The organism is Saccharothrix mutabilis subsp. mutabilis (assembly GCF_039521145.1).
Lineage (GTDB): Bacteria > Actinomycetota > Actinomycetes > Mycobacteriales > Pseudonocardiaceae > Actinosynnema > Actinosynnema mutabilis.
On the sequence record NZ_BAAABU010000003.1, the window covers coordinates 507,220 to 532,934 of the forward strand.

Genomic DNA, 25,715 nt, shown 5'->3' on the forward strand with positions numbered 1-25,715 from the left:
CGGGTCGCCGACCGTCCTACCGCCGGCGAGATGTTCGGCGCGCGTCCCACCACCACAGGTGTGGTACCACACCTGTGGTGGTTCTAGTTCTGGCCGCTGCCCAGGCACACGAACGGCCGCCGCAGCGGGTCCACCGCGATCGCGTCCGCCAGCGCCAACGCCGGCTGCGCGCCGGCGGCCAACCTGCGGTGGTAGTAGTCCATGGTCGCCGCCGACGCCTGGTCCCCGACCCGGCTCACCGGGGCCACCACCATCTGCGACCCGCTCGCCAGCAACGCGCTCGCGAACCCCAACGGCTCGTCACCCGGCCGGATGCGGTTCAACGCCAGCTCGCACGCCGCCAGCACCACCTGCCGGGGCGGGTGCGGCAGGTTCGCCAGTTCGTGCGCGTACAACGGACCGTCGGTGAGTTCCAGCCTCGAAAACAGCGCGTTCTCCGGCTCGTGCACGCCGTGCGCGGCGAAGTGCGCGATCTCCGCGTCGTCCGAAGTGGACAGCACCGCCGCCACCGTCGCCGCCTCGCCCGACAGCAGCGCCGCCGAGCTGTAGTGCGCGCCCAGCTTCGCGATCTCGCCCACCGCCGCGGGCAGCCCCGGGCCGCGCACCAGCACCGTCCGGCCGTCCCGCCGCCACTGGCCGCGCTCGGCCGCCAGCCACGCCGTCGCCGACGGGACCACCACGATCGGCCGCGCGTGCAACGTCGGCAGCACGCCCCACGGCACCGCGTACAGCGCGCCGGTCGGCACGACCACCAGGTCCCGGTCCCCGACCAGGTCCACCAGCGGCGAGACCAGCTGGGCGTCGAGCCGGTCGGCCTGCTTGTGCGCCGAGGTCGAGAGCACCCGCACCAGCGCGTCCGGCAGGTGGTCGGGGGCCAGGGCGTTGAGGTCGGCGTTGAGCATCCGGGCGCTCTCCGCCGCCGCGCCCGCCGAACCCAGCCGCACCACGCGCACGTCCCCGTCGACCACGACCACCGCGACCAGGTCGTCCTCCGACGACGCGAAGCTCACCAACGCCCGCGCGCCCAGCTGCGCCACCACCTCGCCCAGCTTGGCCATCGGGCGCGGGCTGCCCCAGCGGCCCGAGTGCCAGCCGATCTGGTTGGCCTTGCGCAGCCGCTCCGCCCGCCGCGTGCGCAGCGAACCGGTCGGGTGGCCGTCGTGGTGGGCCTTGTGGATGGACTGGGTCAGGCTGCGCACCTCGGCGATCAGCTCCGCCAGCTGCGGGTTGTCCACCCGGGTCACCGGCTCGTACCGGTAGGTCTGCGCGCGGGTCCGCTCCAGCCACGCGAACAGCCGCCGCGCGTCGCCCTCCTCCAGCACCAGGTGCACGGCCAGCTCGGTCAGCTCCCGGCCGTGCAGGGCGGTGCCCGACAGCAGCTCCAGCCCGCCCATCCGGTCGCGCACGTGGTCCAGCTCGGCGAGCCCGGCCCGCGCCTCGGCCAGCGCGGCCGAGCGGTCGCCGCGCGCGGTGGCCAGCTCCGCCCGGCACAGCCGGCGCAGCATCCGGTGGTCGATCGCGGTCAGCCGGCCCGGGCGCGGCACCCCGTCCAGGACCCGTTCGGCCGCGTCGAGGTCGCCGCGCCGGACCTCCAGCCGCACCGCCAGCATCCGGGCCAGCGCCGCCTGCTCGGCCAGGCGCGGCACCGGCAGCGAGTCGGCGAACGCCAGCACCCTGGCCGGCAGCGACCGCGGCACCCGACCCGACCGCAGCGCCAGCTCGGTGTCCACCCGCCACCCGATCAGCGTCGCGTTCGCCACGCACGTCTCACAGCCCCACCGCCGCATCCGCTGCCGCGCCGCCGACGCCATCTCCCGCGCCAGGTCCAGGTCACCGGTCATGTAGGCGGCGACGGCCCGGCTCAGCTCGACGTCGGCCAGCTCGCCGGTCGCCACGCCCCGGTCGGCGCGCAGCTCGGGCAGCACGCGGTCGAGCTGGTCGCCCGCCTCGTCGGCCAGGCCCGCCACCAGCAGCGCCTGCGCGCGGTGCAGGCCCAGCAGCGGCGGCACGTCCAGGCCGAGGTCGCGGTAGGCGCGTTCGCTGTTCTCGTAGCGGCGCAGCGCCGCGGGCACGTCGCCGATGCGCAGCTCCAGCCGGCCCAGCGCGTGGCTGGCGTCGGCGGCCAGGTGCACCAGGCCGTGCTCGGTCGCCAGCGCCACCGCGCGGGACAGGTCCTGGCGGGCCTGGGTGATCGAGCCGAGGTTGGTGTGCGCGGTGCCGCGGCTGCGCAGCGTCTTGACGATCGGCTCGACCAGCGCGGGGACGGGTTCGTCGGCCGCCGCCAGCCGCCACTCCTCGTGCGCGAGGGCCTGGTCGAGCACGGCCACGCCCTCTTCCAGCAGTCCCGCGTTGAGCAGCAGCAGGCCCCGGTTGTGCCCGACGCTGCCGGACAGCTCCGCGCGCAGCAGCGGGTCGGCGACGTCCTCGATGAGCAGGCGCACCTCGTCCAGGCCGGTCAGCCCGGCGGTCAGGCCCGCGGTGTCGGCCATGAGCGCCGATAGCGTCGAGGAAAGGCGGATGCGCGTCACGAGCCATTCCAGCCGGATGTCCGGATCGACCGGATTCACCGATTCCGCCATGCCCCGGGCCCGGCGCAACAACCGCATCGCTTCGCGATGTCGCCCGGAACACGACGCGTCCACTCCGTCGCGGTGCAGGGCGCGGGCCTCGCGGATGACCTCGGATACGTCGCGAGAAGCGATCACAGGCACATGTCCATCACATCACAGAACGCAACGGGAAACGCCCGCCGACCGGATCGTCGGTCGGCGGGCGCGGTCACGCTGGGTCGATCGGTTCCCCGGGCCGATCGGTTCCCCGGCTCGATCGGTTCTTCGGGCCGATCAGTTGGACGACGTCTTCTGGACGCAGCCGTTCCCCGAGCACATCGGCGTCAGTTCGCCGCCGTCGTGGTTGTGCTCGTGCTCGTGGTCGTGCTGCTCCTGGTCCTGTTCCGGCGTCTCCGGCAGGACGTCGGTGGTGCCCGTGTCCTCCGGGACGTCGCCGCCCTGGAAACCGGTTTCGGTGGTCGTAGACATAGCGATCTTCCTCCCCTGATGATCTGTCTAGCCCATCAAGCGACCCGCGCGACTGCGCCGAGTCACGTTCGGCGGCCCCTCTTCCGCACGAACGGACCAATGGTGGCACAACGGAGTAATGATCGATGGGTAAATTTTGCACATCGGCGAGCAACCTCGGGCTGACGTGCGAAAACGGCCCAGTATTCACCCATTCAGGTAATAGCGGGCGCGCGGCGGTGCGAGTGGATCACGCCGGCTGTCGCAGGCGCGTTCGCCCGAAAGCGAAAATTCCTCAGCGCCGCGAATAAAAGTGCGGTTCGACGGGGCCGTGACCGCTCGCGCGGGTCACTCGGCCGGACCCGCGGGCATCACCCGGGTGGCGGAGGCGCTCGAACCACGTGGCCCGGTCGGCTGTGGGCGGCAGGGGGTGGCGCGCGTGCCCGTGGGCGCGTGCGAGCCGGAGGGGTGCGCTAGGTGATCACGCCGGGCAGGGAGTCGGCGGTGCGCTTGCGGCGCAGCCAGACCTTCCGGGAACCGTCCCCGAACAGCAGCGTCCGCGACAGCTCCCAGCCCGCGAACTCCGCGTGGATCGTCAACTGCGTCGTCGCCGTGCGACGGGAGACACCGGCCGGCAGGCGCAGCGGCCGGTACTCCCAGTCCCCGTCGACCACCCCTTCGCTCATGACCCGATCACCTGCATCCCTTGGCCGTCTCCGGACGCGACGAACACGCGCCCGCTGCCCGGGTCCACCGCCACCGAGTCCGGCTGGCGGACCGTGGCGTACCGGCGCTTCTCCACCGGCTCGCCACCCGCGACGTCGAGCGCCACCACCTCGTTGCGCTCGGTGAGCGTGACCCACAGCAGGTCGCGCCGCTCGTCGTAGGCCATCCCGTACGGCGCGCCCGGCAGCGGGAAGCGCTGCCGCATGATCAGCGGGCGCACCGAGAACGCCATCAGCTCACCGCCGCGCGTGTCCACGACCAGCACGCGGCCGAACCGGTCGGCCACCGCCGTGGTCGCGCCCTCGCCCGCCCGCAACCCCGCGCCCAGCTTCGGCTCCGCGCCGAGGTCCACGTCGAACACCGCGCTGCGCGGCCGGTCCAGCACCACCGCGTGGTCGCCGACCGCCACCAGCCGGTCCGGGCTGGACACCCCGCCCACCGCGCGACCGGCCACGTCCAACGACTTCGCGTCCCGGCGCGCGACGACCTCCTTGCCGCCCGCCCGCGCCACGTCCACCGGCCCGCCGTCGACCGGCCGCGACGACGACGTGCCGTCCGCGCGCACGGTCACCACGACCCCGCTGCCGGGCACCGGGACCTCCACCGCGTCGCCCGCGACCACCAGCCGCTCGGCCACGCCGGGCAGCGGCACCACCCGCGGGGCGGCCAGGTTGTCCAACGGGTGCAGCGCCACCGAAGGCGGGTCGGCCAGCGCCACGGCGACGTGGCCGGGCAGGACCGCGACGGCGCTCGCGCGGCGCATCGGCAGGACCGTGCCCTCGGGCGTGGCCGTGACCCGCGGGGACACCGCGGGCCTCGCGGGCTCCAGGGTCGCGGCCACCTGTAGCGGGTCGCCGGGGTTCTCCTCGGTCGCGCAGCCGGACAGCAACGCGGTCCCGGTGAGCACTGCCGCGGCCAGTCGGCGCAACGTCGAACCTCCAGCTAGCCCGATCGCGAGAACGTCCTCCCAGCATCCATCACGAAACCACCATCGTCACGCAGGGGGAGGGTGTTGTCGTTGGTCCAGGGGAGTGGTAGTGGCCGCGCACCCGCACCCCGAAGGGGCTTTCCGCGACTATCCCAGGTGACGGGAGGCTGCGGATGACGGTGGAGGAACTGAGGGCCAGGCACGTGGAGCTGCTGCGCGACCGCAGGGTCGCCGACCACCTGGGCCCACCCGCCCGGGAGGACCCGGCCGAGGACCGCTACCACACCTGGACCCAGGTGGCCGCCGAACCGCTGCGCACCCGCCTGACCAGGCTCGCCGACGTCCGCGTGCGCCCCGCCGCCTACCGCCCGGCGCACCTGCGCGACCTCCAGGCCACCCTCGACGCCTGCCAGCCCGAGGTGCTGCACCTGGCCGACGCGGCGGGCTGGAGCGTCCGGACCCCGGTCCTGGCGGGCGTCTTCCCGACCGGCACTCTCGACGGCGTCAGCGTGCCCGTGCCGGGTCGGGGCGTGCTGGTCCTGGTGAACACCGCCCTGCTGGACCTCGCCGCCGCTGTGCTGAAGATCATGACCGGAGCGCTGCCCGCCTACGGCACGCCGTCCCTGCTCACCGCGGACCAGGCGGGCTACGCCCTGGCCGAGGCCGTCAACGCCTACCTCTACGGCAACGGCGCCGTCGCCGCCCGCCCCCTGCCCGAACTGGCCGGGCAACGCCTGGCGCTGGTCGGCCTGATGCTGCGCCGCGCGACCCAGTTCGTCATCGCGCACGAGGTCGCGCACGTCCTCGCGGGCCACCTGGTCACCGCCCGCCGGGTCACCGACCCCGACACGCCGGTCGGGGCCCTGGACGCCTGGTCGGTCGGCTGGCCGCGCGAGCACGAGGCCGACCGGGTCGCCGCCACCATCATGCTGCGCACCCTCGACGACCTGGCCCCGCGCCAGGTGGAGGTCATCGAGCCGTGCCTGGTGGGCGCGCTGCTGCTGGTGCTGTTCCTGCACGAGGTGACCGACCGGCTGGCCGCCGAGCAGTCCCGCCCGGTCCCGTTCGCCACCACCCACCCGCCGCCGGTGCGGCGCATCCAGGCGCTGGTGGAGCACCTGGCGGGCCGGGTCCGGACACCCCGCGCGCTGGACCTGGCCGCCGACGTGGCGACCTGGCTGGAGGACCAGCTCGCGGGGGTCCGGGAGTGGTTCCGGCTGGTGGACGAGGTGCCGATCTAGGTCAGCCGGGTGACCGCGCCGGTGTCGAGCTGGTAGCTGGCCGCCACGACCTTCACCCCGTGGTGGCGCACGGCGGTCCTGATGGTCACCGACCGCTCCACCATCAGCGCCGCCACCCGCTTGGCCTGGTTGTCCACGCACCGGGCCAGGAACGCCTTCTCGTCCCGGTCCGGCGGGGTCGCCAGCACCGCGGGCTCGATCGCCCGCACCAGCGTGGAGATCTCGCCGCTCACCTCGGCCCGCCCGCGCACCACGTCGATGGTCGCCGACACGGCGCCGCAGGAGGCGTGCCCGAGCACGACGACCAGCGGCACTTCCAGGTGCTCCACCGCGTACTCGACGCTGCCCAGGACGCTGTTGTCCAGGACCTCGCCCGCGGCGCGGATGGTGAACAGGTCGCCGAAGCCCTCGTCGAACACCAGCTCCGGGGGCACGCGGGAGTCGGCGCAGCCCACCACGCAGGCGAACGGGTGCTGACCCTTGACCAGGGACTCGCGCCACTTCAGCGACTCGTGGGGGTGGGTCTGGTGACCGCTGACGAAACGCCCGTTGCCCTCGGCGAGTTTGCGCCAGGAGGCCTCCGCGTCGAGGTTCTTCGAGTCCGGCGCCTCCCGCGCCCAGGCGGGGGACGCGACGGTCAGGGCCGCCGCCGTGCCGGCGGTGAGGCCGAACAGTCGACGCCGCGTCACCGCGGCTGTGTCACTTGAATCGCGCACGGCGGCGAACGCTAGACCCGATCACCACCGCCACCGCCGTCGGGGTAACAGATCCCACACATTTGGTGACGCGAAGTGACCAAAGCGGAGGATTCGGTCGAACGTCACCCCATCGGGCGTTCCGGATAGCCGAACTCGATGGCGCTCACGTCGTCCAGCGCCGACCGGATCGCGGGCGGCAGCGCGATGTCCTCCGCCGCCAACGACCCCAGCAGCTGGCCGGTGTCGCGCGCCCCCACCACCGGGGCCACCACGCCGGGCCGGTCGCGCACCCACGCCAGCGCCACGCACAGCGGGCTGGTGCCCAGCCCGTCCGCCGCCGTCGCCACCGCCTGCACGATCCGCGCCGCCCGCTCGGTGCGGTGCTGCTCGACGTACCCGGCGAAGTGCGCCGACGCGCCCCGCGAGTCCGACGGCGTCCCGTTGCGGTACTTGCCGGTCAGCACCCCGCGACCCAGCGGCGCCCACGGCAGCAGCCCGATCCCGTGGTGCTCGGCGGCGGGCGCGACCTCGCGCTCCACCCCGCGCTCCAGCAGCGAGTACTCCACCTGCGTGGACACGATCGGCGTGTGGCCGGGCAGCGCGGCGGCGGTGCCCAGCTGCCAGCCGGAGTAGTTCGACACGCCCGCGTACCGGACCTTGCCCGAGGCCACCGCGTGGTCCAGCGCGGACAGCGTCTCCTCCAGCGGCACCGCCGGGTCCCACGCGTGCAGCTGCCACAGGTCGATGTGCTCCACGCCGAGCCGGCGCAGCGAGCCGTCCAGCGCCGACAGCAGCGCCGCCCGCGACGCGCCGCCGCCGAACGGGCCGTCGTTGCGCCGCGCCACCGCCTTCGTCGCGACGACCAGCTCGTCGCGCGGCACGACCTCCCCGATCAGGCCGCCCAGGATGCGCTCGCTCTCGCCCTCCACGTAGACGTCGGCGGTGTCCACGAGCGTGCCGCCCGCCTCGGTGAAGGCCATGAGCTGCGTGGCGGCCTCGTCCGCGTCGGTGTCCCGGCCCCAGGTCATCGTGCCCAGGGCCATCCGGGAGACCCGCAGACCGCTGCGGCCGAGGTATCGCTGTTCCACGCGGCGCAGCCTAAACGGTGATCGACATTCCGGCGGGCGCACACGGCGCATGTCCGGTCCAGAACAACCCGATAGCCTGCCCTGGCGCACCCGGTTACCCGCCGGTAGGGTACCGTGCCGTGCGACTGGGACTGAACCTCGGGTACTGGGGCGCGGGCAACGACTCCGCCAACCTCGAACTGGCCAGGGAAGCCGACCGGCTGGGCTGGTCGGTCGTCTGGGCGGCGGAGGCCTACGGCTCCGACGTGCCGACCGTGCTGGCGTGGGTGGCCGCGCAGACCGAACGCATCGACGTCGGCAGCGCCATCCTCCAGATCCCGGCGCGCACCCCCGCGATGACCGCCATGACCGCCGCCACCCTCGACACCCTGTCCGGCGGCCGGTTCCGGCTGGGCCTGGGCGTGTCCGGCCCGCAGGTCTCCGAGGGCTGGCACGGCGTGCGCTTCGACAAGCCGCTGGGCCGCACCCGCGAGTACGTCGACATCGTGCGCGCCGCCCTGCGCCGCGAGAAGCTGCGCTACGACGGCGAGCACTACCGGCTGCCCCTGCCCGACGGCCCCGGCAAGGCGCTCACCCTCACCGTGCACCCGGTGCGCGAGCACATCCCGATCTACCTGGCCTCGGTCGGCCCGAAGAACCTCGAACTGACCGGCGAGATCGCCGACGGCTGGCTGGGCGTGTTCTTCTCGCCCGAGCACTCCGCCGCCTCCCTGGACGCGCTCCGCGCCGGCCGGGCCAAGGCCGGCAGGACCATGGAGGGCTTCGACGTCGTCCCGACCGTGCCGCTGGTCGTCGGCGAGGACTGGCGCGCCTGCGCCGACACCGTCCGCCCCTACGCCGCGCTGTACGTCGGCGGCATGGGCAGCCGGGAGAAGAACTTCTACAACGCCCTGGCCGTGCGCATGGGCTTCGCCGCCGAGGCCGCCGAGGTCCAGGAGAAGTACCTCGCCCGGGACTACCAGGGCGCGATGGCCGCCCTGCCGGTGGAGTTCCTGGACTCGACGTCGCTGCTCGGGACCCGCGAGCGCATCGCCGAGCGGATGAAGGCCTACGCCGAAGCGGGGGTCACCACGCTCACCCTTTCGCCCATGCTGCAAGATCTCGAGCAGGGGATCGCGGCGCTACGCACCGCGACCGAAGCTCTGGATCTGGCAGGAGTGGGTAGTTGAGCTGGTTGCAGGCCCTGGTTCTCGGAATCGTCCAAGGCTTGACGGAATTCCTGCCCATTTCCTCGTCGGCGCACGTCAGGATCGTCTCGACGCTGTTCTTCGGCAACGACGCGGGCGCGTCGTTCACCGCGGTGATCCAGCTGGGCACCGAGGTCGCCGTGCTGATCTACTTCGCCAAGGACATCGGCAACTTCATCGCCGCGTGGTTCAAGGGGCTGTTCAGCAAGGCCGCCCGCAAGACCGAGGACTACCGGATGGCCTGGTACGTGATCATCGGGTCCATCCCGATCAGCGTGCTGGGCTACGTCTTCAAGGACGAGATCCGCAGCTCGCTGCGCAACCTGTGGATCACCGCGACCGTGCTGGTGGTGTTCGGCATCCTGCTCGGCGTGGCCGACCAGTTCGCCCGGCACATCCGCACGCGGCTGGAGCTCAAGGACGCCGTCGGCATGGGCCTGGCGCAGGCGATGGCGCTGATCCCGGGGGTGTCCCGCTCCGGCGGCACGCTCACCGCGGGCCTGTTCCTGGGCCTGGAGCGGGCGGCGGCGGCGCGGTACTCGTTCCTGCTGGCGCTGCCCGCGGTGTTCGGCGCGGGGCTGTTCAGCATCCCCGACGTGCTCGACCGGTCCGAGCCCAACGCCGCGTCCGTGCCGCAGATGATCGTGGCGACCCTGGTGTCGTTCGTGGTCGGCTACGCGACCATCGCGTGGCTGCTGCGGTACGTGTCCAAGCACAGCTACTCGGCGTTCGTCTGGTACCGGCTGCTGCTGGGCATCGTGCTGATGGGCCTGCTGTCGATGGGTCTCATCAACGCCACATAGGGTGGTCGTCGTGGCTACCGTGATCCTGCTCCGACACGCCCGTTCCACCGCCAACGGCTCCGGCGTGCTCGCGGGCCGCGCCCCCGGCGTGGGGCTGGCCGACAGCGGCGTGGCGCAGGCGGAGAAGCTCGTGGAGCGACTGGCCGGCGTGCCGATCGACGCCGTGGTCAGCTCGCCCATGGAGCGCTGCGCGCAGACCTTGGCCCCGCTGCTGGCCGCGCGCGGGTTGGAGCCGGTGGTCGAGCCGGAGCTGGCCGAGGTCGAGTACGGCGACTGGACCGGCAAGGAGATCAGGGAGCTGCTCAAGGAACCGCTGTGGCAGGTGGTGCAGCAGCACCCGTCGGCCGCGGTGTTCCCCGGCGGCGAGGGCCTGGCGGCCGTGCAGGCCCGCGCGGTGGCCGCGATCCGGGCCCACGACGCCCGCGTGACCGAGCGGTTCGGACCGCGCGCGGTGTGGGTGGCGTGCAGCCACGGCGACGTGATCAAAGCCGTGCTGGCCGACGCGCTGGGCGTGCACCTGGACGGCTTCCAGCGCATCGTGGTGGACCCGGCGTCGGTGTCGGTGGTGTCCTACACGCCGACCCGGCCGTTCGTGCTGCGCGTCAACGACAACGGCGGCGACCTGTCCGGGGTCGTGCCGCCGCCGGAGAAGCGCGACGAGGAGCCGTCCTCGGACGCCGTCGTCGGCGGGACGACCTGACGCGGTCTTGAGGTGACGGTGGCCCCCGGACAGTGCAGGGTAGTCCGGGGGCCACGGCCTGGCGGCGGAAAGCCGGTGGTCGTGGCGGGGTCGACCAAGGTGGACTGATCGTATTGCCGTTAATGCGCGGGTAAATGGCCTCTTAAAACGTGAGACGTTTTCACGAGTCTGCGAGCAGTGCAGGTCAGTCCCTTGCACGACGTGCGAAAAACCGGCAAAACCGCAGCTCAAACTATATGGAAACACCACGGAAACAAATCGTGGCAAGCGGTCTTGTGCCGCATTCCGCTGGCCCGTTCGGTCCAGTCCGCCCGGACGGGGCTTGTTTACAGTTAACAACCGTTCGTGCGCTCTGCGTCACACTCCCGGACGCACGTTCACAGGCCCAGACGGGTGACCGCGTTGTCTTCGAGGGGGTTGGCGGTGCGGATGTAGCGGTGCACGGTGCGGGGATTGGTCCACCGGCCCTGCCGCATGATCTCCCGGTCGCCGGCCCCGCCCAGCGCCGCCTGCGTGGCGAACCCGGCGCGCAGGGAGTGCCCGCCGAACAGCGCCGGGTCCAGGCCGGCCTTGAGCGCGTACCGCTTCACCAGGTCCGAGACCGCCTTGTCCGACATCGGCTTGGCGGCGATCCGGCCGTACCGGCTCACCGCGGGGAACAGCGGCCCCCGGTGGGCCCGGGGCCGGTAGCTGTGGCAGCGGTGGGTGGGCTCGGGGTCGGGTTCGTCCTCCAGCAGGCCGCGCGGGTCGGCGGCGGTCAGGACGTCCACCCAGTCCGCGAACGCGCACACCGGGCACGTCGGGCGCCGCGCGCCGCGGGGGAGCACCACGCGCTGGGCGTGCGTGCCGGTCTGGTCGGTCTTGGTGACGCCGAGGTCCACCAGCAGGAGGGGTTCCTGCGTGCGGGCGTCGACGTCCGCGGTGACGTCTTCCAGGCGCAGGTTGGCCAGTTCGCTGCGCCGCAGCGCGCCGGCGAAGCCGACCAGGAGCAGCAGGGCGTCGCGGCGGCGGGCGACACCGGTGGGCCAGCCCGGCGGCGGGCGTTCGGCGAGCAGGTCGGTCAGGGTGTCCAGCAGGACCGGGCGCTTGCGGCGGGGTTGGTCGCGGCGGGTGCGGCGGATGCCCCTCAGGGTCAGGCGGACGACGTCCGACCTGGTGGGGGAGGGGAGCCCGCCGGCGGCGTGCACGGCGGCGATGGCGGCGGCCTTGCGCTCCAGCGTGGAGGGGCTGAACGCGGGGGAGCCGTCGGGTTTGGCGCTCTCGGCGGCCACGGCGAGGTAGACGGCGACGTCGACCGGATCGGCGGGCAGCGCCTGGCGGTTCTCCCGCTCGCACCACGCGGCCCAGGCGACCCAGTCCGAGCGGTAGGCGCGCAGGGTGTTGGGGGACTGGGCGGCGCTGAGGTAGCCCGCGAGGGCGGCGGCCTGCTCGTCGTCGAAGCGGCGGCGGACCTGCTCCAGGGCGGCGAGGTCGACCAGGACCGGGTGGGTGACGCGGTCGAGTTCGGCGCGGACCGGCTCCGGCAGGCTCATGGGCGTGACGCTACCAGGTCAATAATCTTTATTCCTTCAGTGTAGACAGAAATGGAATGCTTGATCGGCGGTTACGATCCCCGGCATGCGCGCGCTCGAACACCCCGCTGTGGAAGACCTGAAGCTCTCCACGGTGCTCAACGCGCTGGCGGATCCCGTGCGGTTGCGGATCGTGGCGGAGTTGGCGCGGTCGGGCGGGATCGTGTGCGGGCAGTTCGACGTGCCGGTGAGCATGTCGACGCTGTCGCACCACTTGAAGGTGCTGCGGGAGGCGGGCGTGCTGCGCGTGACCCCGCAGGGCAGCTACCGGGTGCACGAACTGCGGCGCGAGGAGATGGAGCAGCGCTTCCCGGGGGTGTTGGACTCCATCACGCGGGCGGTCAACGGCACACCCGTTTGAAGTCGGTGGCCCTTGGCGTCGGTGAAGACGGCTCCGGTGTCGCCGATCTTGGCCTCGTCGATGCCGCAGTGGGTGTGGAGGCGGTAGGGGAACGACGGGCCGGCCGGGGTTGTCGAGGTCGCGGCGGTGTTCGGTGCGGTGCTCCCGTGCTCGGTTGTGCCGTCCCCGGTGGGTGGGGGTTGACGTCAGGTGCGGATCCAGAGGCAGAACGGGTGGCCGGCGGGGTCCAGGAGCACGCGGACGTCGTCCTGGGGCTGGAAGTCGGCGAGCGTGGCGCCCAGTTCCTCGGCGCGTCGGCGGGCGGCGTCCAGGTCGTCCACCTCGATGTCCAGGTGCAGCTGCATCTGCTGGTCGGTGGCGCCGGCGGGCCAGGTGGGGCGGGTGTGTGCCCGTTCGGTCTGGAAGGACAGGCCGGCGCCGCCGTCGGGTGGGCGGACGGTGACCCAGTCGGGTTCGTCGGTGGCGACGGGCCAGCCGAGCAGTTCGCTGTAGAAGCGGGCCAGCGCCTTCGGGTCGGGGGTGTCCAGGACGGTCGCGGTCAGTTTGATCACCCGTCCAGTGTCGCGGGTGCGTGGGCGGTTCGCGCGGTTGTGGTGGTCAGGGCGCGGTGTGGCGCAGGACGTGGACGCCGGCCGCGGTTTTGAGGTAGGCCCAGGTGGTGGCGCCGTCGGTGGCGAGGCCGACGTGGGAGGCGGAGGTGCGGGCGAGGTCGTCGGGCAGGGGGTGTTCGGCCCAGTCCTCGCCGGTCCAGTGGTGATAGGCGGGGCGGGTCTCGAAGGTGGCGCGGGTGGCGCGCACGCCCCAGGTCCAGCGGGCGGCGACGCCGTGGAGGCTGAGGCGGTCGGGGTCGCTGGGCGCCGGGACGGGGTGCCAGCGGTCGCCGTCGTAGTGGTGGATCTGGAGGCCGTCGGTGTCGCGGGCGTGGGCGAGCCAGAGGTCGTGGGGTCCGTCGGCGGCGAGGGCGGCGATGTGGCCGTGGTCGAGGCGGGGGCCGTGCAGGTCGTTCCAGGCGGTGCCGTCCCAGTGGACCAGGACGGGGTACTCGTAGGTGGCGGGGCCGGCTCCGGTGAGGCCGCCGCCGCCGGCCCAGACGTCGTCGGGTCCGCCGGCGGTGATGGTGTGGAGGGTTTCGCGGGCGGAGGTCAGGACGGTGTCGCGGGTCCAGGTGGCGCCGTTCCAGTGGAGGGTGTCGGCGCCGGTGCCGACGATGTGGACGTCGTCGGGGGTGATGGCGGTGACGGCTTTGGCCCAGGGGATGCGGGGTGTGGTGACGGTGTGCCAGCGGGTGCCGTCGTAGTGCAGGACCAGGGGGTGGCCGGCGGTGTTGCCGACGGCCCAGACGTCGTCGGGGGCGGCGGCGGAGATGGCGGCGAGGCTGGCGGGGGTGGGGAGTTCGGGGAGGGGTTCCTCGGTCCAGTCGACGCCGGTCCAGCGCAGGACGAGCGGGGTGGAGGGGCGGCTGGTGAACACGCCGGTGGTGCCGGCGAGCCAGGCGTGGTCGTCGTGGGTCATGGCCAGGTCGGCCAGTGCGGTGCTGGGTGGGAGTGCGGGCACCGGCACGGGACGGAACAAAGTCGTGTCTCCCCCTCGATGGTCCCCCGACGCATCGACGTGACCACCTCACCGAGAGTGAGACCGGTTCGCTATCCGCCGAACGGCGGTTTGTGGTCTCCGCGGGGTGATCGAGGGCGGTGGTTGTCCTGGTTGCGCGGGAGGGTTTCGGGCATGACTTCTTTGCACGTGTACCTGGGGTACCGGGACGCCGGTGCGGCGATCGACTGGTTGGGGCGGGCGTTCGGGTTCGAGGCGACGATGCGGTTCCCGGACGAGCGGGGCGGGGTGGCGCACGCGGAGTTGAGGCTGGGTGAGGCGGCGCTGATGGTGTTCTCCGACCACGACGGGTATTCGCGGGCGCCGCGGCGGGGGGACACGTCGGGGCAGGGCGTGTACCTGGCGGTGGGGGACGCCGGGGAGGTGGACGCGCTGTTCGAGCGGGCGGTGGCGGAGGGTGCGGTGCCGGTGTGGGAGCCGGCGGGCACGGAGTGGGGGAACCACCGGTTCCGGGTGGTGGACCCGGAGGGGTTCGAGTGGACGTTCGGGACGCACCGGCCGGGGCAGCCCGCCGAGTGGTGATCAGGCCGGTGGTGATCAGGGCCGGCGGTGGTCGGCCGCGGCGCGGTCGGGTGCGGCGTGATCAGGCCTGCCGGGCGCGGCTTTCCAGGTAGCGGCGTTCGGGGAGGCTCCGGATGAGGGCGGCGGCCCGTGCGTAGTGCGTGCGGGCCTCGTCGTGGCGGCCGGCGAGGTCGAGCAGGTGGGCGCGGACGGCGTGGACGCGGTGGTGGTCGGTCAGCGCGGGGTCGTGCCGGGCCTGGTCGAGGGCGTCCAGGGCGGTGTCGGGGCCGTGGACCATGGCGGTGGCGACGATGCGGTTGAGGGTGACCATGGGGCCCGGGGTGATGCTGTTGAGCAGGTCGTAGAGGGTGAGGATCTGGGGCCAGTCGGTGTCGGCGGCGGTGGGGGCTTCGGCGTGCACGGCGGCGATGGCGGCTTGGAGTTGGTAGGGGCCGATGGGGTGGGTGGCCAGGGCGTGGCGGACCAGGGCGGTGCCCTCGGTGATGGCGTCGTGGTCCCAGCGGGTGCGGTCCTGGTCGGTCAGGGGGACCAGGGCTCCGTCGGGGGTGGTGCGGGCGGGGCGTCGGGCGTCGGTGAGCAGCATGAGGGCGAGCAGGCCGTCGGTTTCGCCGTCGTGGGGCAGCAGGCGGGTCAGGCGGATGGCTTCGGTGGTGAGGTCGACGCGGTTGAGGTTGGTGCCGGAGGTGGCGGTGTGGCCTTCGGTGAAGATCAGGTAGAGGACGTGGCGGACGGCGTCGTGGTCGTCGGGTCGGGTGAAGTTGCTGCCCTTGATCCTGGCTTTGGCGCGGCTGATGCGTTGGGCGATGGTGGCTTCGGGGACCAGGAAGGCGCGGGCGATCTCGGCGGTGGTCAGGCCGCCGACGGCGCGCAGGGTGAGGGCGACCCGGGACGGTGGGGTCAGGGCGGGGTGGCAGCACAGTTCGAACAGGGTGAGGGTGTCGTCCACGCCGAGGGGTGGGTCCGGGTCGGGTGGGGTGAGGGTGGCGGCGGTCTGTTCGCGGCGGGTGCGGGCGGTGTCCTGGCGCAGGGTTTCGATGCGGCGGCGGGAGGCGACGGTGACCAGCCAGGCCTTGGGGTTGTCGGGGACGCCCTTGGTCGGCCACTGGGTGGCGGCGGCGAGCAGGGCTTCCTGGACGGCGTCCTCGCAGGCGGCGAAGTCGCCGTGGTGGCGGACGAGGATCGCGAGGACTTGGGGCGCGAGGTCGCGCAGGAGGGTTTCGAGGGTCACTGGAGGAAGTCGTTGAGGGTCATGACGGGGCGGACCTCGACCAGGCCGAGCCGGGCTTCGGGGACGCGCCAGGCGATCTCCACGGCGCGGTCGATGTTCTCGACGTCGACCAGGTAGAACCCGGCGAGCAGTTCCTTGGCCTCGGCGAAGGGGCCGTCGGTGGTGGTCTTCTGGCCGTCGCGGACGACCAGGCGCCTGGTCTGGGCGTGGTCGGCGAGGGCTTCGCTGACGACGAGTTCGCCGGAGTCGGCGAGGTCTTCGTCCAGGCGCTGGTAGTCCTCCAGGCCGCGGGCGCGTTCGTCGGCGGGCAGGTTGTCCCAGATGGCGCGGGATTCGGGGTTGCCGTAGATGAGGATGACGTACTTCACCGGATTTCCTCCCCTGGTCGTGTCGAGAACGCGGGTCCAGCTTCTACGTCCCGGGTGAGCGGTGCCCGTCGGGGGTGCCGGTGCGTGGTGGGAGCGGGACGTGCGGGAGATCGAGGAACTGGTGGCGCGGCGCGCGGCGGCGGTGCGGGCGGGGGACGCGGAGGCGTTGGCGGCGGACTACCTGCCGGGGGCGGTGGCGTTCACGATGGCGCCGCCGTTGGCGCACCGCGGGTTGACCGACCCGGGGTCGTTGCGGGCGTGGTTCGCGACGTTCGCGAGCGCGGTGGACTACGAGGTGCGGGAGCTGGAGGTGGTGGCGGGCGGGGACGTGGCGTTCTGCCACAGCCTCAACCGGATGTCGGCGTTGCCGAGTGGCCACCCGGAGCGGTTCGTCCTGTGGTTCCGGTCGACGGTGTGCCTGCGGCGGGTGGCGGGGGTGTGGCGGATCGCGCACGAGCACACGTCGGTGCCGTTCCACATGGACGGGTCGTTCTCGGCGGCGGTGGGGCTCACGCCGTGATCCGGCGGGTGGCGAGGGCGCGGGTGAGGGCGGCCAGGGCGGGTCGCCAGGCGTGTTCGGCGGGGGTGCCGTAGCCGACGATGACGCCGCCCGGGCGGCCTTCGGGGTCGTGCCAGTGGTCGCGCAGGCCGCCGAGGGCGAGGCCTTCGGCGGTCGCGGCGGCCAGGACGGCGGTCTCGTCGGGGTGGGGGACCACGGCGTGCAGGCCGGCGGACACGCCCAGCGCGGTGTGGCCGTCCAGCGCGGCGAGCAGTTGGTCGCGGCGGCGGCGGTAGCGCAGGCGGCAGGCGCGGATGTGCCGGTCGTAGGCGTGGCTGGTGATCAGGTCGGCCAGGGCGAGCTGGGTGGGGGCGGCGGTGATCAGGTCGGTGTGGCGGCGGGCCTCGACGACGGGTTCGACCAGGCGCGGCGGCAGGACCAGCCAGCCCAGCCGGACGCCGGGGCCGAGGGTCTTGGAGGCGCTGCCGGCGTAGACGACGTGGTCGGGGGCGGTGCCCTGGACGGCGCCGAGGGGTTGGCGGTCGTAGCGGAACTCGCCGTCGTAGTCGTCCTCGACCACGACCGCGCCGGTGTCGCGGGCCCAGTCGACCAGGGCGTGGCGGCGGGCGGGGTGCAGGGGGACGCCGGTGGGGTACTGGTGGGCGGGGGTGACGACGGCGGCGGCCACGCCGTCGGGGAAGGAGTGCGCGCCGTCGTCGTCCACGGGCAGGGCTGCGACGGTGCGGCCGGCGCGGCGCACGACGTCCCGGTGGAACGGCAGCCCGGGGTCCTCCATGGCCACCGGCCCGTCCAGCACGCTGGCCAGCAACGCCAGGCCGTGGACGTATCCGCAGGTGACGACGATGTTCGCGGGGTCGGCGTGCACGCCTCGGGTGCGGCCGAGGTACTCGGCGAGGGCGTGGCGCAGGCCGGGCAGGCCGCGGGGGTCGCCGTAGCCGTGGACGGAGGCGGGGGCGGCGAGCAGGGCGCGGCGGGTGGCGCGCAGCCAGGCGGTGGTGGGGAAGGTGGTGACGTCGGGGCAGCCGGGCCGCAGGTCCAGGCGGGGCGCGGCGGTGTCGGAGCCGGCGGGGGTGGTGGGGCCGGTGGTCGCGGATTCGGGGAGGGTGGCGACGCGGGTGCCGGCGCCGCGGCGGGCGGTCAGGTAGCCCTCGGCCACCAGTTGGTCGTAGGCGGCGGCGACGGTGTTGCGGGCCAGGCCGAGTTCGACGGCGAGGCGGCGGGTGGCGGGCAGGCGGGCGCCGGGAGCGAGGCGGCCGGCGCGGATGGCGTCGCGCAGGGCGTGCTCCAGGCCGGTGCGGCGGCCGGTGCCCGGGTCGAGGTCCAGGTGGAGGTCCACGCCGGAAGTGGCCCACGGTTGTGACACGGGATTGGACCTTAGCAAGGTGCCAATGGGTGCCTAGGGTGTCGCGCATGATCACCCGCGAGGAGAAGGCGTCGGTGCTGCGCGCCCTGCACGTGCCCGGGACGCCGGTCGTGCTGCCGAACGTGTGGGACGCCGCGTCGGCGAAGGTGGTGGCGGCCCGGTTCCCGGCGGTCGCGACGGCGAGCGCGGCGGTGTCGGCGGCGCTGGGCTACGGCGACGGCGAGGGCATGCCCGCCGAGGAGGCGTTCGCGGCGGTGGCGCGCGTGGCGCGGGCGGTGGACGTGCCGGTCACCGCGGACGTCGAACGCGGCTACAAGCTCGACCCGGCGCGGCTCGCCGCACGGCTGGCGGACGCGGGCGCGGTGGGCTGCAACCTGGAGGACTCCGAACCCGCCACCGAGGAGATGATCGACCTGGCCGCGCAGGTCGAGTTCCTGGGCGCGGTGCGCGCGGCCGACCCGCACCTGGTGCTCAACGCCCGCGTGGACGTGTTCGTGCACGGCAGCCGCGACGTGGAGGAGGGCGTGGCGCGGGCGCGGGCGTACCTGGCGGCGGGCGCGGACTGCGTGTACCCGATCGGGTTGCCCGCGGACCGGGTGGCGGAGTTCTGCCGGGCGGTGGGCGGGCCGGTGAACGTCGCCCACACCCCCGACGGGCCGACGCCGGCGGAGTTGGGCGGGCTGGGGGTCGCGCGGGTCAGCTTCGGGCCCGGCCTGCAACGGGTGTTGCTGGCGAAGCTGGAAGCCCTGGTGGACGTCGTCCACGACGGGGGCTCGCCGTACCGGCGGTAGGGGCGCGCGCCACCGGTGCGGCGGGGGTCCGGGCGGATAATCGAGCAGACCCGCCCGGACCCGCACCTCTATCCTGATCGGCAGCATGAACACCACCGCGCACCCCGACCTGCACCGACGCCTGTCCGACCTGATGACCCGGGACCAGCGGCGGCTGCGCCGCAGGCTGGAGGGCGCGCGCAAGGTCCGCGACGAGAAGGCGCGCGCCGCCGTGCACGCCGAGATCGCCGCCGAGGTCGAGCAGGCCGAGCTGCGCGTGGCGCTGCGCCGCGAGGCCGTGCCGAAGATCACCTACCCGGCCGAGCTGCCGGTGTCGGCGCGCAAGGACGACATCGCCGCGCTGATCCGCGACCACCAGGTGGTGATCGTCGCGGGCGAGACCGGGTCGGGCAAGACCACCCAGATCCCGAAGATCTGCCTGGAGCTGGGGCGGGGCGTGCTGGGGCAGATCGGCCACACCCAGCCGCGGCGGCTCGCGGCGCGCACGGTCGCCGAGCGGGTGGCGCAGGAGCTGGGCACCGAGCTGGGCTCGGCGGTGGGGTTCAAGGTCCGGTTCACCGACCAGTCCGGTGACGACACGCTGGTCAAGCTGATGACCGACGGCATCCTGCTGGCCGAGATCCAGACCGACCGGATGCTCCTCCGCTACGACACGATCATCATCGACGAGGCGCACGAGCGCAGCCTCAACGTCGACTTCCTGCTCGGGTACCTCAAGCAGCTGCTGCCCCGCCGCCCGGACCTCAAGGTCGTGATCACCTCCGCCACGATCGACCCGGAGCGGTTCTCGCGGCACTTCGGCGACGCGCCGATCATCGAGGTCTCCGGCCGCACCTACCCGGTCGAGGTCCGGTACCGCCCGGTCGTGGACCCGGACGACCCCGACGCCGACCCGGACCGCGACCAGACCCAGGCCATCTGCGACGCGGTGCGCGAGTTGCAGGCCGAGGGGCCCGGCGACGTGCTGGTGTTCCTGTCCGGCGAACGGGAGATCCGCGACACCGCCGACGCGCTCGCCGCGCTGGACCTGCCCTCCACCGAGATCCTGCCGCTGTACGCGCGGCTGTCCTTCGGCGAGCAGCACCGGGTGTTCCAGCCGCACCGGGGCCGGCGGGTGGTGCTGGCGACCAACGTCGCCGAGACGTCGTTGACCGTGCCGGGCATCAAGTACGTGGTCGACCCGGGCACCGCGCGCATCTCCCGCTACAGCAACCGGCTCAAGGTGCAGCGGCTGCCCATCGAACCGGTGTCGCAGGCGTCGGCCAACCAGCGCAAGGGCCGCTGCGGGCGCGTGTCGGAGGGCATCTGCGTCCGCCTCTACAGCGAGGACGACTTCGACGCCCGCCCGGAGTTCACCGACCCGGAGATCCTGCGCACCAACCTCGCCTCGGTCATCCTGCAGATGACCGCGATCGGGCTGGGCGACATCGCGGCGTTCCCGTTCATCGACCCGCCCGACGCGCGCAACATCAACGACGGCGTGCAGCTGCTCCAGGAGCTGGGCGCGATCGTGCCCGGCGAGCAGAAGCTCACCCCGCTGGGCCGCAAGCTCGCCCAGCTGCCGGTGGACCCGCGCCTGGCGCGGATGGTGCTGGAAGCCGACCGCAACGGCTGCGTCCGCGAGGTCGTGGTCATCGCCGCCGCGCTGTCCATCCAGGACCCGCGGGAGCGCCCGTCGGACAAGCAGCAGGCCGCCGACGAGCTGCACGGCCGGTTCAAGGACCCCGAGTCGGACTTCCTGGCCTACCTCAACCTGTGGACCTACCTGCGCGAACAGCAGAAGGCGCTGTCGTCCAACCAGTTCCGCAAGCTGTGCCGCAACGAGTTCCTCAACTACCTGCGCGTGCGCGAGTGGCAGGACATCTACCAGCAGCTGCGGCAGGTCGCGAAGACGTTGGGCGTGCACGTCAACGAGCAGCCCGCCGACCCGCGCGGCATCCACGTCTCGCTGCTGTCGGGTCTGCTGTCCCACATCGGCGTCAAGGACGTGCTCAAGCGCGAACCGGGCAAGCGGCAGGCCACCGAGTACCTGGGCGCCCGCAACGCGAAGTTCGCGATCTTCCCCGGCTCCGCCCTGTTCCGCAAACCGCCCCAGTGGGTGATGGCCGCCGAACTGGTCGAGACCTCCCGGCTGTGGGGGCGCATCGTCGCCCGCATCGAACCCGAGTGGGCCGAGAAGCTCGCCGAGCACCTGGTCAAGCGCACCTACAGCGAACCGGCGTGGGACGCCAAGCGCGGCGCGGTGATGGCGCTGGAGAAGGTGACGCTGTACGGGGTGCCGATCGTCGCCGGGCGGCGGGTCAACTACGGGCGCATCGACCCCGAGACGTCCCGCGAGCTGTTCATCCGGCACGCGCTGGTGCAGGGGGAGTGGACGACCAACCACAAGTTCTTCCACCGCAACCGGGCGTTGCTGGAGGAGGTCGCCGAGCTGGAGAACCGGGCGCGGCGGCGCGACATCGTCGTGGACGACGAGGTGCTGTTCGACTTCTACGACCAGCGCGTCGGCGCGGAGGTCGTGTCCGCGCGGCACTTCGACACGTGGTGGAAGAAGACCCGGTCCGCCGAGCCGGAGCTGTTGACCTTCGACAGGGCGATGCTGGTCAACGACCGCGCCGAGGTCGAACCCGACGCCTACCCCGACCAGCTCACCCGAGGCGGGCTGACGCTGCCGCTGTCCTACCGGTTCGAGCCGGGCGCGGCCGTGGACGGCGTCACCGTGCGGCTGCCGCTGCCCGCGTTGACCACGCTGCCCGACGACTCGCTGTCCTGGCAGGTGCCGGGGATGCGCACGGACCTGGTGGTCGCGCTGATCCGGTCGCTGCCCAAGAACATCCGGCGCAACTTCGTGCCCGTGCCCGACGTGGCCGCCGCCGCCCTGACCGGCATCAACCCCGACGAACCGCTGCTGCCGGCCCTGGAACGCCAGCTCACCAAGCTCACCGGCGTGATCGTGGCGCGCGAGGACTGGCAGCTCGACCAGGTGCCCGAACACCTCAAGCTCACCTTCCAGGTCGTGGACGAGCAGGACCGCGCCCTCGCGCAGGGCAAGGACCTCGCGGCGCTCAAGCGGCAACTGCGCGGCCGGCTGCGCGAGTCCCTGGCCGCCGCCGCGGCGAGCCTGACCCGCACCGGCATCACCAGCTGGGACTTCGAGTCGCTGCCGAAGACGGTGCGGGAGCAGCAGTCCGGCATCACCGTCACCGCCTACCCCGCGCTGGTCGACAAGGGCGACAGCGTCGCCATCGAGATCCTCGACACCCCCGGCCGCCAGGCCCACGCCATGCGCGCCGGCACCCGCCGGTTGCTGCTGCTGACCGTGCCGTCCCCGGTGAAGCTGCTCCAGCGGGGCCTGACCAACGCCGAGAAGCTGACGCTGACCCGCAACCCGCACGGCGGCGTGGCCAACCTGCTCGCCGACTGCATCTCCGCCGCCGTGGACCACCTGGTCACCTCCGCCGGCGGCCCGGCGTGGGACGCGCGCGGCTTCGCCCGGCTGACCGACTACGTCCGCAAGTACCTGGGCGAGACGGTGTTCGAGGTGGTCCGCGAGGTCCGCAACGTCCTGGACGCCGCCCAGGACGCGGAACTGCGCCTGTCCGGCATCAAGGGCAGCGCCTACGAGGACTCCCTGGCCGACGTCCGCGCCCAGCTCAGGGGCCTGGTGCACAAGGGTTTCGTCACCGCCGCGGGAGCGGCGCGCCTGTCGGACACGCACCGCTACCTGCAGGGCATCTCCCGCCGCCTGGAGAAGCTGCCCACCAACCTCGCCCGCGACCGGGAGTGGATGGACCGCGTCCACGAGGTCCACGCCGAGTACCGGGACCTGCGCGCGGCCCTGCCCGCCGACGAGCCGCAGCCGGAGCTGGACGAGGTGCGGTGGATGATCGAGGAGCTGCGGCTGAGCTACTTCGCCCAGACCATCCCGACCCGGGGCAGCGTGTCGGACAAACGCGTCTACAAGGCCCTGGACGCCGTCCCCCGCTGACTTCGTCGCGTTCAGGGCGTGCGGCGCAGGGTGATCGTGGTCCACGCGCCCACGTGGATCCGGTCGCCGTCGGCCAGTGGGCGCGGGGTGTTGGGGCGCAACGGGTCCGGCTCGTCGTTCACGGTCGTGCCGTTGGTCGAGCCGAGGTCCACCACCGACCAGCCGTCGCCGGTCGGGACCAGCAGCGCGTGGCTGTGCGAGACGCCGGGGTCCTCGGGCGGGCCGACCAGGTCCACGGTGGGGAAGATGCCGCGCGACCGGCTGCGGCGGCCGATCGTGACCTGCGGGCCGACCAGGTCGAAGCGGCGCGGCGGGCAGAACTCGGGGAACGCCAGGGCGGTCGCGTCCGGGCCGGCTTCCTCGACCACGCGGTCGAAGTGGGCGCGGTCGGCCTCGACGGTGACGTGCCACCGCGCCGCCGCCGCGTTCGCGCTGGTGGCGGGCCCAGGGGTGCGGCCTCCGGCCCCCGCGTCCAGGGTCTCACGGGGGTACGACAAATCCGGCGACCCCGCCCGCGCCGACCCCGGCTGGGGCGGGGTGGGCGGCGGGGTCAGGGAGTCGTGGCCGCAATCCTCGCAGAAGCGGCCCACCCGGGGCGCTCCGCAGGCCGCGCACGTCTCCTCGGTCTCCGGTGCCGGTGCCGGTGGCGTGACGGGCGCGGGCGTCGCGGGTTCGGCGATGGCCGCGCCGCACACGTCGCAGTAGTCGTCGGTGGCCGAGGTGTGGCCGGACGAGCAGGTCGCCATCGCGCTAGCCCTTCCCGACCCGGCGGGTCACCGTCGAGCGGGTGTCCAGGGTCATCTCGTCCGCGTCGGCCACCCGCGAGCGCAGCCGCACCGTCCCCGTCGCCGGGTCCTGCACGTCCACGACCTTCGCCAGCAGCTTCGCGGTGTCCGTGCTGCCCGACTCGTGCGCGAGCTTCACCGCCCGCCCCAACCGCGCGGTCGCGGTGTCCGCGTCGCCCGCCTTGCGCGCCTCCAACCCCTCCCGGATCGCCGACGCCAGCTCGGCCTGCCCGGTGTAGTGCGCGACCTCCGCGCTGATCCGCGTGGACAGCGCGGTGTCGTCGGTCCACACCGCCAGCACCCGGCCCTGCCCCAGCACGTCACCATCGGCCGACACCAGGCTCGCCCGCGCCGCCAGCATCCGGTCGCCGACCTTCGCGGGCCTCACCCGCACGCACAGGTGGTAGTCGCGGCTCTCGCCGCCGGCCCACGCGCCCGTCGGGTAGTCGCCGGTGCGCACCCCGGACTCGGCGCGCCGGCCGGTCAGGTCCCGCAACCCCGGCGCGGCCTGCTTGAGGAACACCACCTCCGCGCCCTCCGGCGTCCACAGCCGCAGCGACACGTCGGCCACGGCCTTGCCCATCGCCGCCGCCGTCATCGCCCGGAAGTCCTCGGCCAGCCCCGCCGGGTCGGCCACGATGTCCACCGTCCCCAGCATCGCCTCGGAGATCCGCCGCAGCTCCGCGACCTCCCAGTCCGTGCCCACGCCGCGGCAGTCCACGGTGAACCGGCCCGCGACCCGGTCCAGCGCGCGGGTCAGCCGCTCGGGCGTCTCGTGCTGGTTCTGCCCGTCGGTCAACAGGATCGCGTGCCGCAACCCCGCGTGCCCGGCCAGCACCCGGTCGGCCAGCAGCAGCCACCGGCCCATCGCCGTGCCGCCGTCCGCGCGCAGCCGCTGCACCGCCTGCCTGGCGGCCTTCCGCGTCTGCGGCGACGCCGCCACCAGCCCCGCCCCCGGCGGGTAGACCACCTCCGCCTCGTCGGTGCCGCGCAGCACCGCGAACAGCACCCCGTCGCGCAGCGTGTCGATCGCGACCTCGGTGGCCTGCTTCGCCGCCGCGAGCTTGGTCGGCGGGTAGCGCATCGACCCGGACGTGTCGACGATCAGCACCTCCGCCGCGTCCCCCACCGCGACCGGCGCGGCGGTCCCCGTCGCCGACACCGTCAGGATCGCGTTGACCTCGGCCGCCCCCTCGGGCAGGTACTCGTTCTGGAACACCTCGACGGCGAAATCAAGCGCCATGCCCACCCCGCAGCGTCACGACCACGACCGTGATGTTGTCGTGGCCACCGGACTTCAACGCGACCTCCACCAGCTCCCGCGCCACCTCCACCGGCGGCACCCCGCGCGGCACCGCCGCCAGCAGGTCCTCCGGCTCGGGCAGGTAGTTCCACAGCCCGTCGCTGCACAGCACCAGCACCCCCGGCGTCTCCACCCGGAAGGTCACCGACTGCGGGCCGTCGAGCCCGGAGTCCGCGCCCAGCCACCGCGACAGCACGTGCGCCCGCCGGTCGGTCAGCGCCTCCTCCTCGGTCAGCACCCCCTCGGCGACCAGCTGCGCCGCCCACGTGTCGTCCGTGGTCAACCGGGCCGCCCCCGCCTCGGCCACCAGGTAGGCGCGCGAGTCGCCGACCCAGCCCACGGTCGCGGTGTCGTCGGCCACCACCGCCGAGACGAACGTGCACGACGGCGCGACCTCCTCCGCGCCCGGCCGCGCCAGCCGCGCCACCGCCGCGTCCGCCGCCAGCACCGCGTCCCGCGTCGCCGCCTCCGGGTCCGTGCCCGACTGCACCGCGGTCAGCAGCACGTCCACCGCCGTGTCCACCGCGACCTGCGACGCCTGCTCCGCGCGTTCGGAGGACGCCACCCCGTCGCACACCACCGCCGCCACCCCGCGCCCCCGGACCCGGCCGAACGCCATCGAGTCCTCGTTGCGCTGCCGCCGCCTGCCCCGGTCGCTGACCCCGGCCAGCCCGGGCAGCACGAACTCCACCCGGTCGCGCGCCGACGGCCGCGCCCGGCCGCAGTCGCCGCAGAACCCGTCCGCGTCGAACCCGGCGGCGCCGCCGCACGCGCACCGCGCCACGGCCTCCGGGCCGCCCACGACGGTGCGCTGCACGCGCAGGTTGCGCCCGCACTCCTCGCAGAAGCGGTCCTGCGGCGACACCGCCGCCGCGCACTCCGGGCAGGTCTCCATGCTCATTCGGTGCTCATCTCG

Annotated in this window: 24 protein-coding genes; 9 read left to right on the forward strand and 15 right to left on the reverse strand. The window is 73.5% G+C overall.

The annotated features are described in order from the left end of the window. Positions 1–83: 83 nt before the first annotated feature. The 4 genes from ABD126_RS09925 to ABD126_RS09940 all read right to left on the reverse strand — a co-directional run bounded on the left by ABD126_RS09925 (position 84) and on the right by ABD126_RS09940 (position 4,671). Positions 84–2,489 (reverse strand): CHAT domain-containing protein, encoded by a 2,406-nt coding sequence (locus ABD126_RS09925; protein WP_343933423.1) that lies wholly within the window; start codon positions 2,487–2,489, stop codon positions 84–86. Positions 2,490–2,843: 354 nt separating this feature from the next. Beyond that, on the reverse strand, positions 2,844–3,038 hold the full coding sequence (locus ABD126_RS09930) for a hypothetical protein (RefSeq protein WP_343933424.1): 195 nt from the start codon (positions 3,036–3,038) through the stop codon (positions 2,844–2,846). A gap of 452 nt (positions 3,039–3,490) precedes the next feature. Then, positions 3,491–3,703, reverse strand: coding sequence for a DUF5703 family protein (locus tag ABD126_RS09935; RefSeq protein WP_343933425.1), 213 nt, complete (start codon positions 3,701–3,703; stop codon positions 3,491–3,493). Beyond that, positions 3,700–4,671 (reverse strand): YncE family protein, encoded by a 972-nt coding sequence (locus ABD126_RS09940; protein WP_343933426.1) that lies wholly within the window; start codon positions 4,669–4,671, stop codon positions 3,700–3,702. The genes ABD126_RS09935 and ABD126_RS09940 overlap by 4 nt, the downstream gene beginning before the upstream one ends. A 173-nt stretch (positions 4,672–4,844) precedes the next feature. Here ABD126_RS09940 and ABD126_RS09945 point away from each other — a divergent pair, with 173 nt between their 5' ends. Further along, positions 4,845–5,912, forward strand: a complete 1,068-nt coding sequence (locus tag ABD126_RS09945) for a M48 family metalloprotease (RefSeq protein ID WP_343933427.1) — start codon at positions 4,845–4,847, stop codon at positions 5,910–5,912. On the opposite strand, the gene ABD126_RS09950 is transcribed toward ABD126_RS09945, so the two are convergent. Together ABD126_RS09950 and ABD126_RS09955 are read right to left on the reverse strand one after the other, a co-directional pair. Continuing rightward, positions 5,909–6,601, reverse strand: a complete 693-nt coding sequence (locus ABD126_RS09950) for a carbonic anhydrase (RefSeq protein ID WP_343933428.1) — start codon at positions 6,599–6,601, stop codon at positions 5,909–5,911. The genes ABD126_RS09945 and ABD126_RS09950 overlap by 4 nt on opposite strands. Positions 6,602–6,732: 131 nt before the next feature. Next, complete coding sequence (locus tag ABD126_RS09955) at positions 6,733–7,698, reverse strand: aldo/keto reductase (protein WP_343933429.1); 966 nt, start codon at positions 7,696–7,698, stop codon at positions 6,733–6,735. Between the two features lie 119 nt (positions 7,699–7,817). Here ABD126_RS09955 and ABD126_RS09960 point away from each other — a divergent pair, with 119 nt between their 5' ends. From ABD126_RS09960 to ABD126_RS09970, 3 genes are read left to right on the forward strand one after another with little or no spacing between them, the layout of a single operon-like run. Continuing rightward, the gene (locus ABD126_RS09960; protein WP_343933430.1) at positions 7,818–8,867 is read left to right on the forward strand and encodes an LLM class F420-dependent oxidoreductase; all 1,050 of its coding nucleotides are present in this window, start codon (positions 7,818–7,820) and stop codon (positions 8,865–8,867) included. Continuing rightward, positions 8,864–9,688, forward strand: a complete 825-nt coding sequence (locus tag ABD126_RS09965) for an undecaprenyl-diphosphate phosphatase (RefSeq protein ID WP_343933431.1) — start codon at positions 8,864–8,866, stop codon at positions 9,686–9,688. The genes ABD126_RS09960 and ABD126_RS09965 overlap by 4 nt, the downstream gene beginning before the upstream one ends. 10 nt (positions 9,689–9,698) lie before the next feature. After that, positions 9,699–10,388, forward strand: a complete 690-nt coding sequence (locus tag ABD126_RS09970; RefSeq protein ID WP_343933432.1) for a histidine phosphatase family protein — start codon at positions 9,699–9,701, stop codon at positions 10,386–10,388. Positions 10,389–10,765: 377 nt separating this feature from the next. On the opposite strand, the gene ABD126_RS09975 is transcribed toward ABD126_RS09970, so the two are convergent. Next, a complete protein-coding gene (locus ABD126_RS09975; RefSeq protein ID WP_343933433.1) occupies positions 10,766–11,920 on the reverse strand; it encodes a site-specific integrase in 1,155 nt (384 codons plus the stop codon). An 85-nt stretch (positions 11,921–12,005) separates the two neighbouring features. Here ABD126_RS09975 and ABD126_RS09980 point away from each other — a divergent pair, with 85 nt between their 5' ends. Next, entirely contained in the window at positions 12,006–12,320 is a 315-nt protein-coding gene (locus tag ABD126_RS09980; RefSeq protein WP_343933434.1) for an ArsR/SmtB family transcription factor, read from the forward strand. Positions 12,321–12,505: 185 nt separating this feature from the next. Here ABD126_RS09980 and ABD126_RS09985 read toward each other — a convergent pair whose 3' ends face one another. Continuing rightward, positions 12,506–12,868, reverse strand: a complete 363-nt coding sequence (locus ABD126_RS09985) for a VOC family protein (RefSeq protein ID WP_343933628.1) — start codon at positions 12,866–12,868, stop codon at positions 12,506–12,508. A 49-nt stretch (positions 12,869–12,917) separates the two neighbouring features. Then, entirely contained in the window at positions 12,918–13,892 is a 975-nt protein-coding gene (locus tag ABD126_RS09990) for a hypothetical protein (RefSeq protein WP_343933435.1), read from the reverse strand. A gap of 153 nt (positions 13,893–14,045) precedes the next feature. Here ABD126_RS09990 and ABD126_RS09995 point away from each other — a divergent pair, with 153 nt between their 5' ends. Beyond that, a complete protein-coding gene (locus ABD126_RS09995; protein ID WP_343933436.1) occupies positions 14,046–14,453 on the forward strand; it encodes a VOC family protein in 408 nt (135 codons plus the stop codon). 61 nt (positions 14,454–14,514) lie between these two features. Here ABD126_RS09995 and ABD126_RS10000 read toward each other — a convergent pair whose 3' ends face one another. Further along, entirely contained in the window at positions 14,515–15,681 is a 1,167-nt protein-coding gene (locus ABD126_RS10000; RefSeq protein WP_343933437.1) for an RNA polymerase sigma factor, read from the reverse strand. Next, positions 15,678–16,049: a YciI family protein gene (locus ABD126_RS10005; RefSeq protein WP_343933438.1), complete on the reverse strand. Its 372-nt coding sequence runs from the start codon at positions 16,047–16,049 to the stop codon at positions 15,678–15,680. Before ABD126_RS10005 ends, ABD126_RS10000 begins: the two co-directional genes overlap by 4 nt. A gap of 100 nt (positions 16,050–16,149) precedes the next feature. Between ABD126_RS10005 and ABD126_RS10010 the strand changes: the two genes are divergently transcribed. Then, on the forward strand, positions 16,150–16,569 hold the full coding sequence (locus ABD126_RS10010) for a YybH family protein (RefSeq protein WP_343933439.1): 420 nt from the start codon (positions 16,150–16,152) through the stop codon (positions 16,567–16,569). Here the strand turns inward: ABD126_RS10010 and pdxR are convergent. Further along, positions 16,559–17,932, reverse strand: coding sequence for a MocR-like pyridoxine biosynthesis transcription factor PdxR (pdxR, locus tag ABD126_RS10015; RefSeq protein ID WP_343933440.1), 1,374 nt, complete (start codon positions 17,930–17,932; stop codon positions 16,559–16,561). The two genes, ABD126_RS10010 and pdxR, sit on opposite strands and share 11 nt — an antisense overlap. Positions 17,933–17,979: 47 nt before the next feature. Between pdxR and ABD126_RS10020 the strand changes: the two genes are divergently transcribed. Both ABD126_RS10020 and hrpA read left to right on the forward strand, forming a co-directional pair. Continuing rightward, entirely contained in the window at positions 17,980–18,723 is a 744-nt protein-coding gene (locus tag ABD126_RS10020; protein WP_343933629.1) for an isocitrate lyase/PEP mutase family protein, read from the forward strand. A gap of 85 nt (positions 18,724–18,808) precedes the next feature. Then, positions 18,809–22,711, forward strand: a complete 3,903-nt coding sequence (hrpA, locus tag ABD126_RS10025) for an ATP-dependent RNA helicase HrpA (protein WP_343933441.1) — start codon at positions 18,809–18,811, stop codon at positions 22,709–22,711. Between the two features lie 11 nt (positions 22,712–22,722). Here the strand turns inward: hrpA and ABD126_RS10030 are convergent, their stop codons facing one another. From ABD126_RS10030 to ABD126_RS10040, 3 genes are read right to left on the reverse strand one after another with little or no spacing between them, the layout of a single operon-like run. After that, on the reverse strand, positions 22,723–23,457 hold the full coding sequence (locus tag ABD126_RS10030; protein WP_343933442.1) for an FHA domain-containing protein: 735 nt from the start codon (positions 23,455–23,457) through the stop codon (positions 22,723–22,725). A gap of 4 nt (positions 23,458–23,461) precedes the next feature. Beyond that, positions 23,462–24,739, reverse strand: a complete 1,278-nt coding sequence (locus ABD126_RS10035) for a vWA domain-containing protein (RefSeq protein ID WP_343933443.1) — start codon at positions 24,737–24,739, stop codon at positions 23,462–23,464. Next, positions 24,729–25,700 (reverse strand): protein phosphatase 2C domain-containing protein, encoded by a 972-nt coding sequence (locus ABD126_RS10040; protein ID WP_343933444.1) that lies wholly within the window; start codon positions 25,698–25,700, stop codon positions 24,729–24,731. Before ABD126_RS10040 ends, ABD126_RS10035 begins: the two co-directional genes overlap by 11 nt. Positions 25,701–25,715 lie beyond the last annotated feature (15 nt).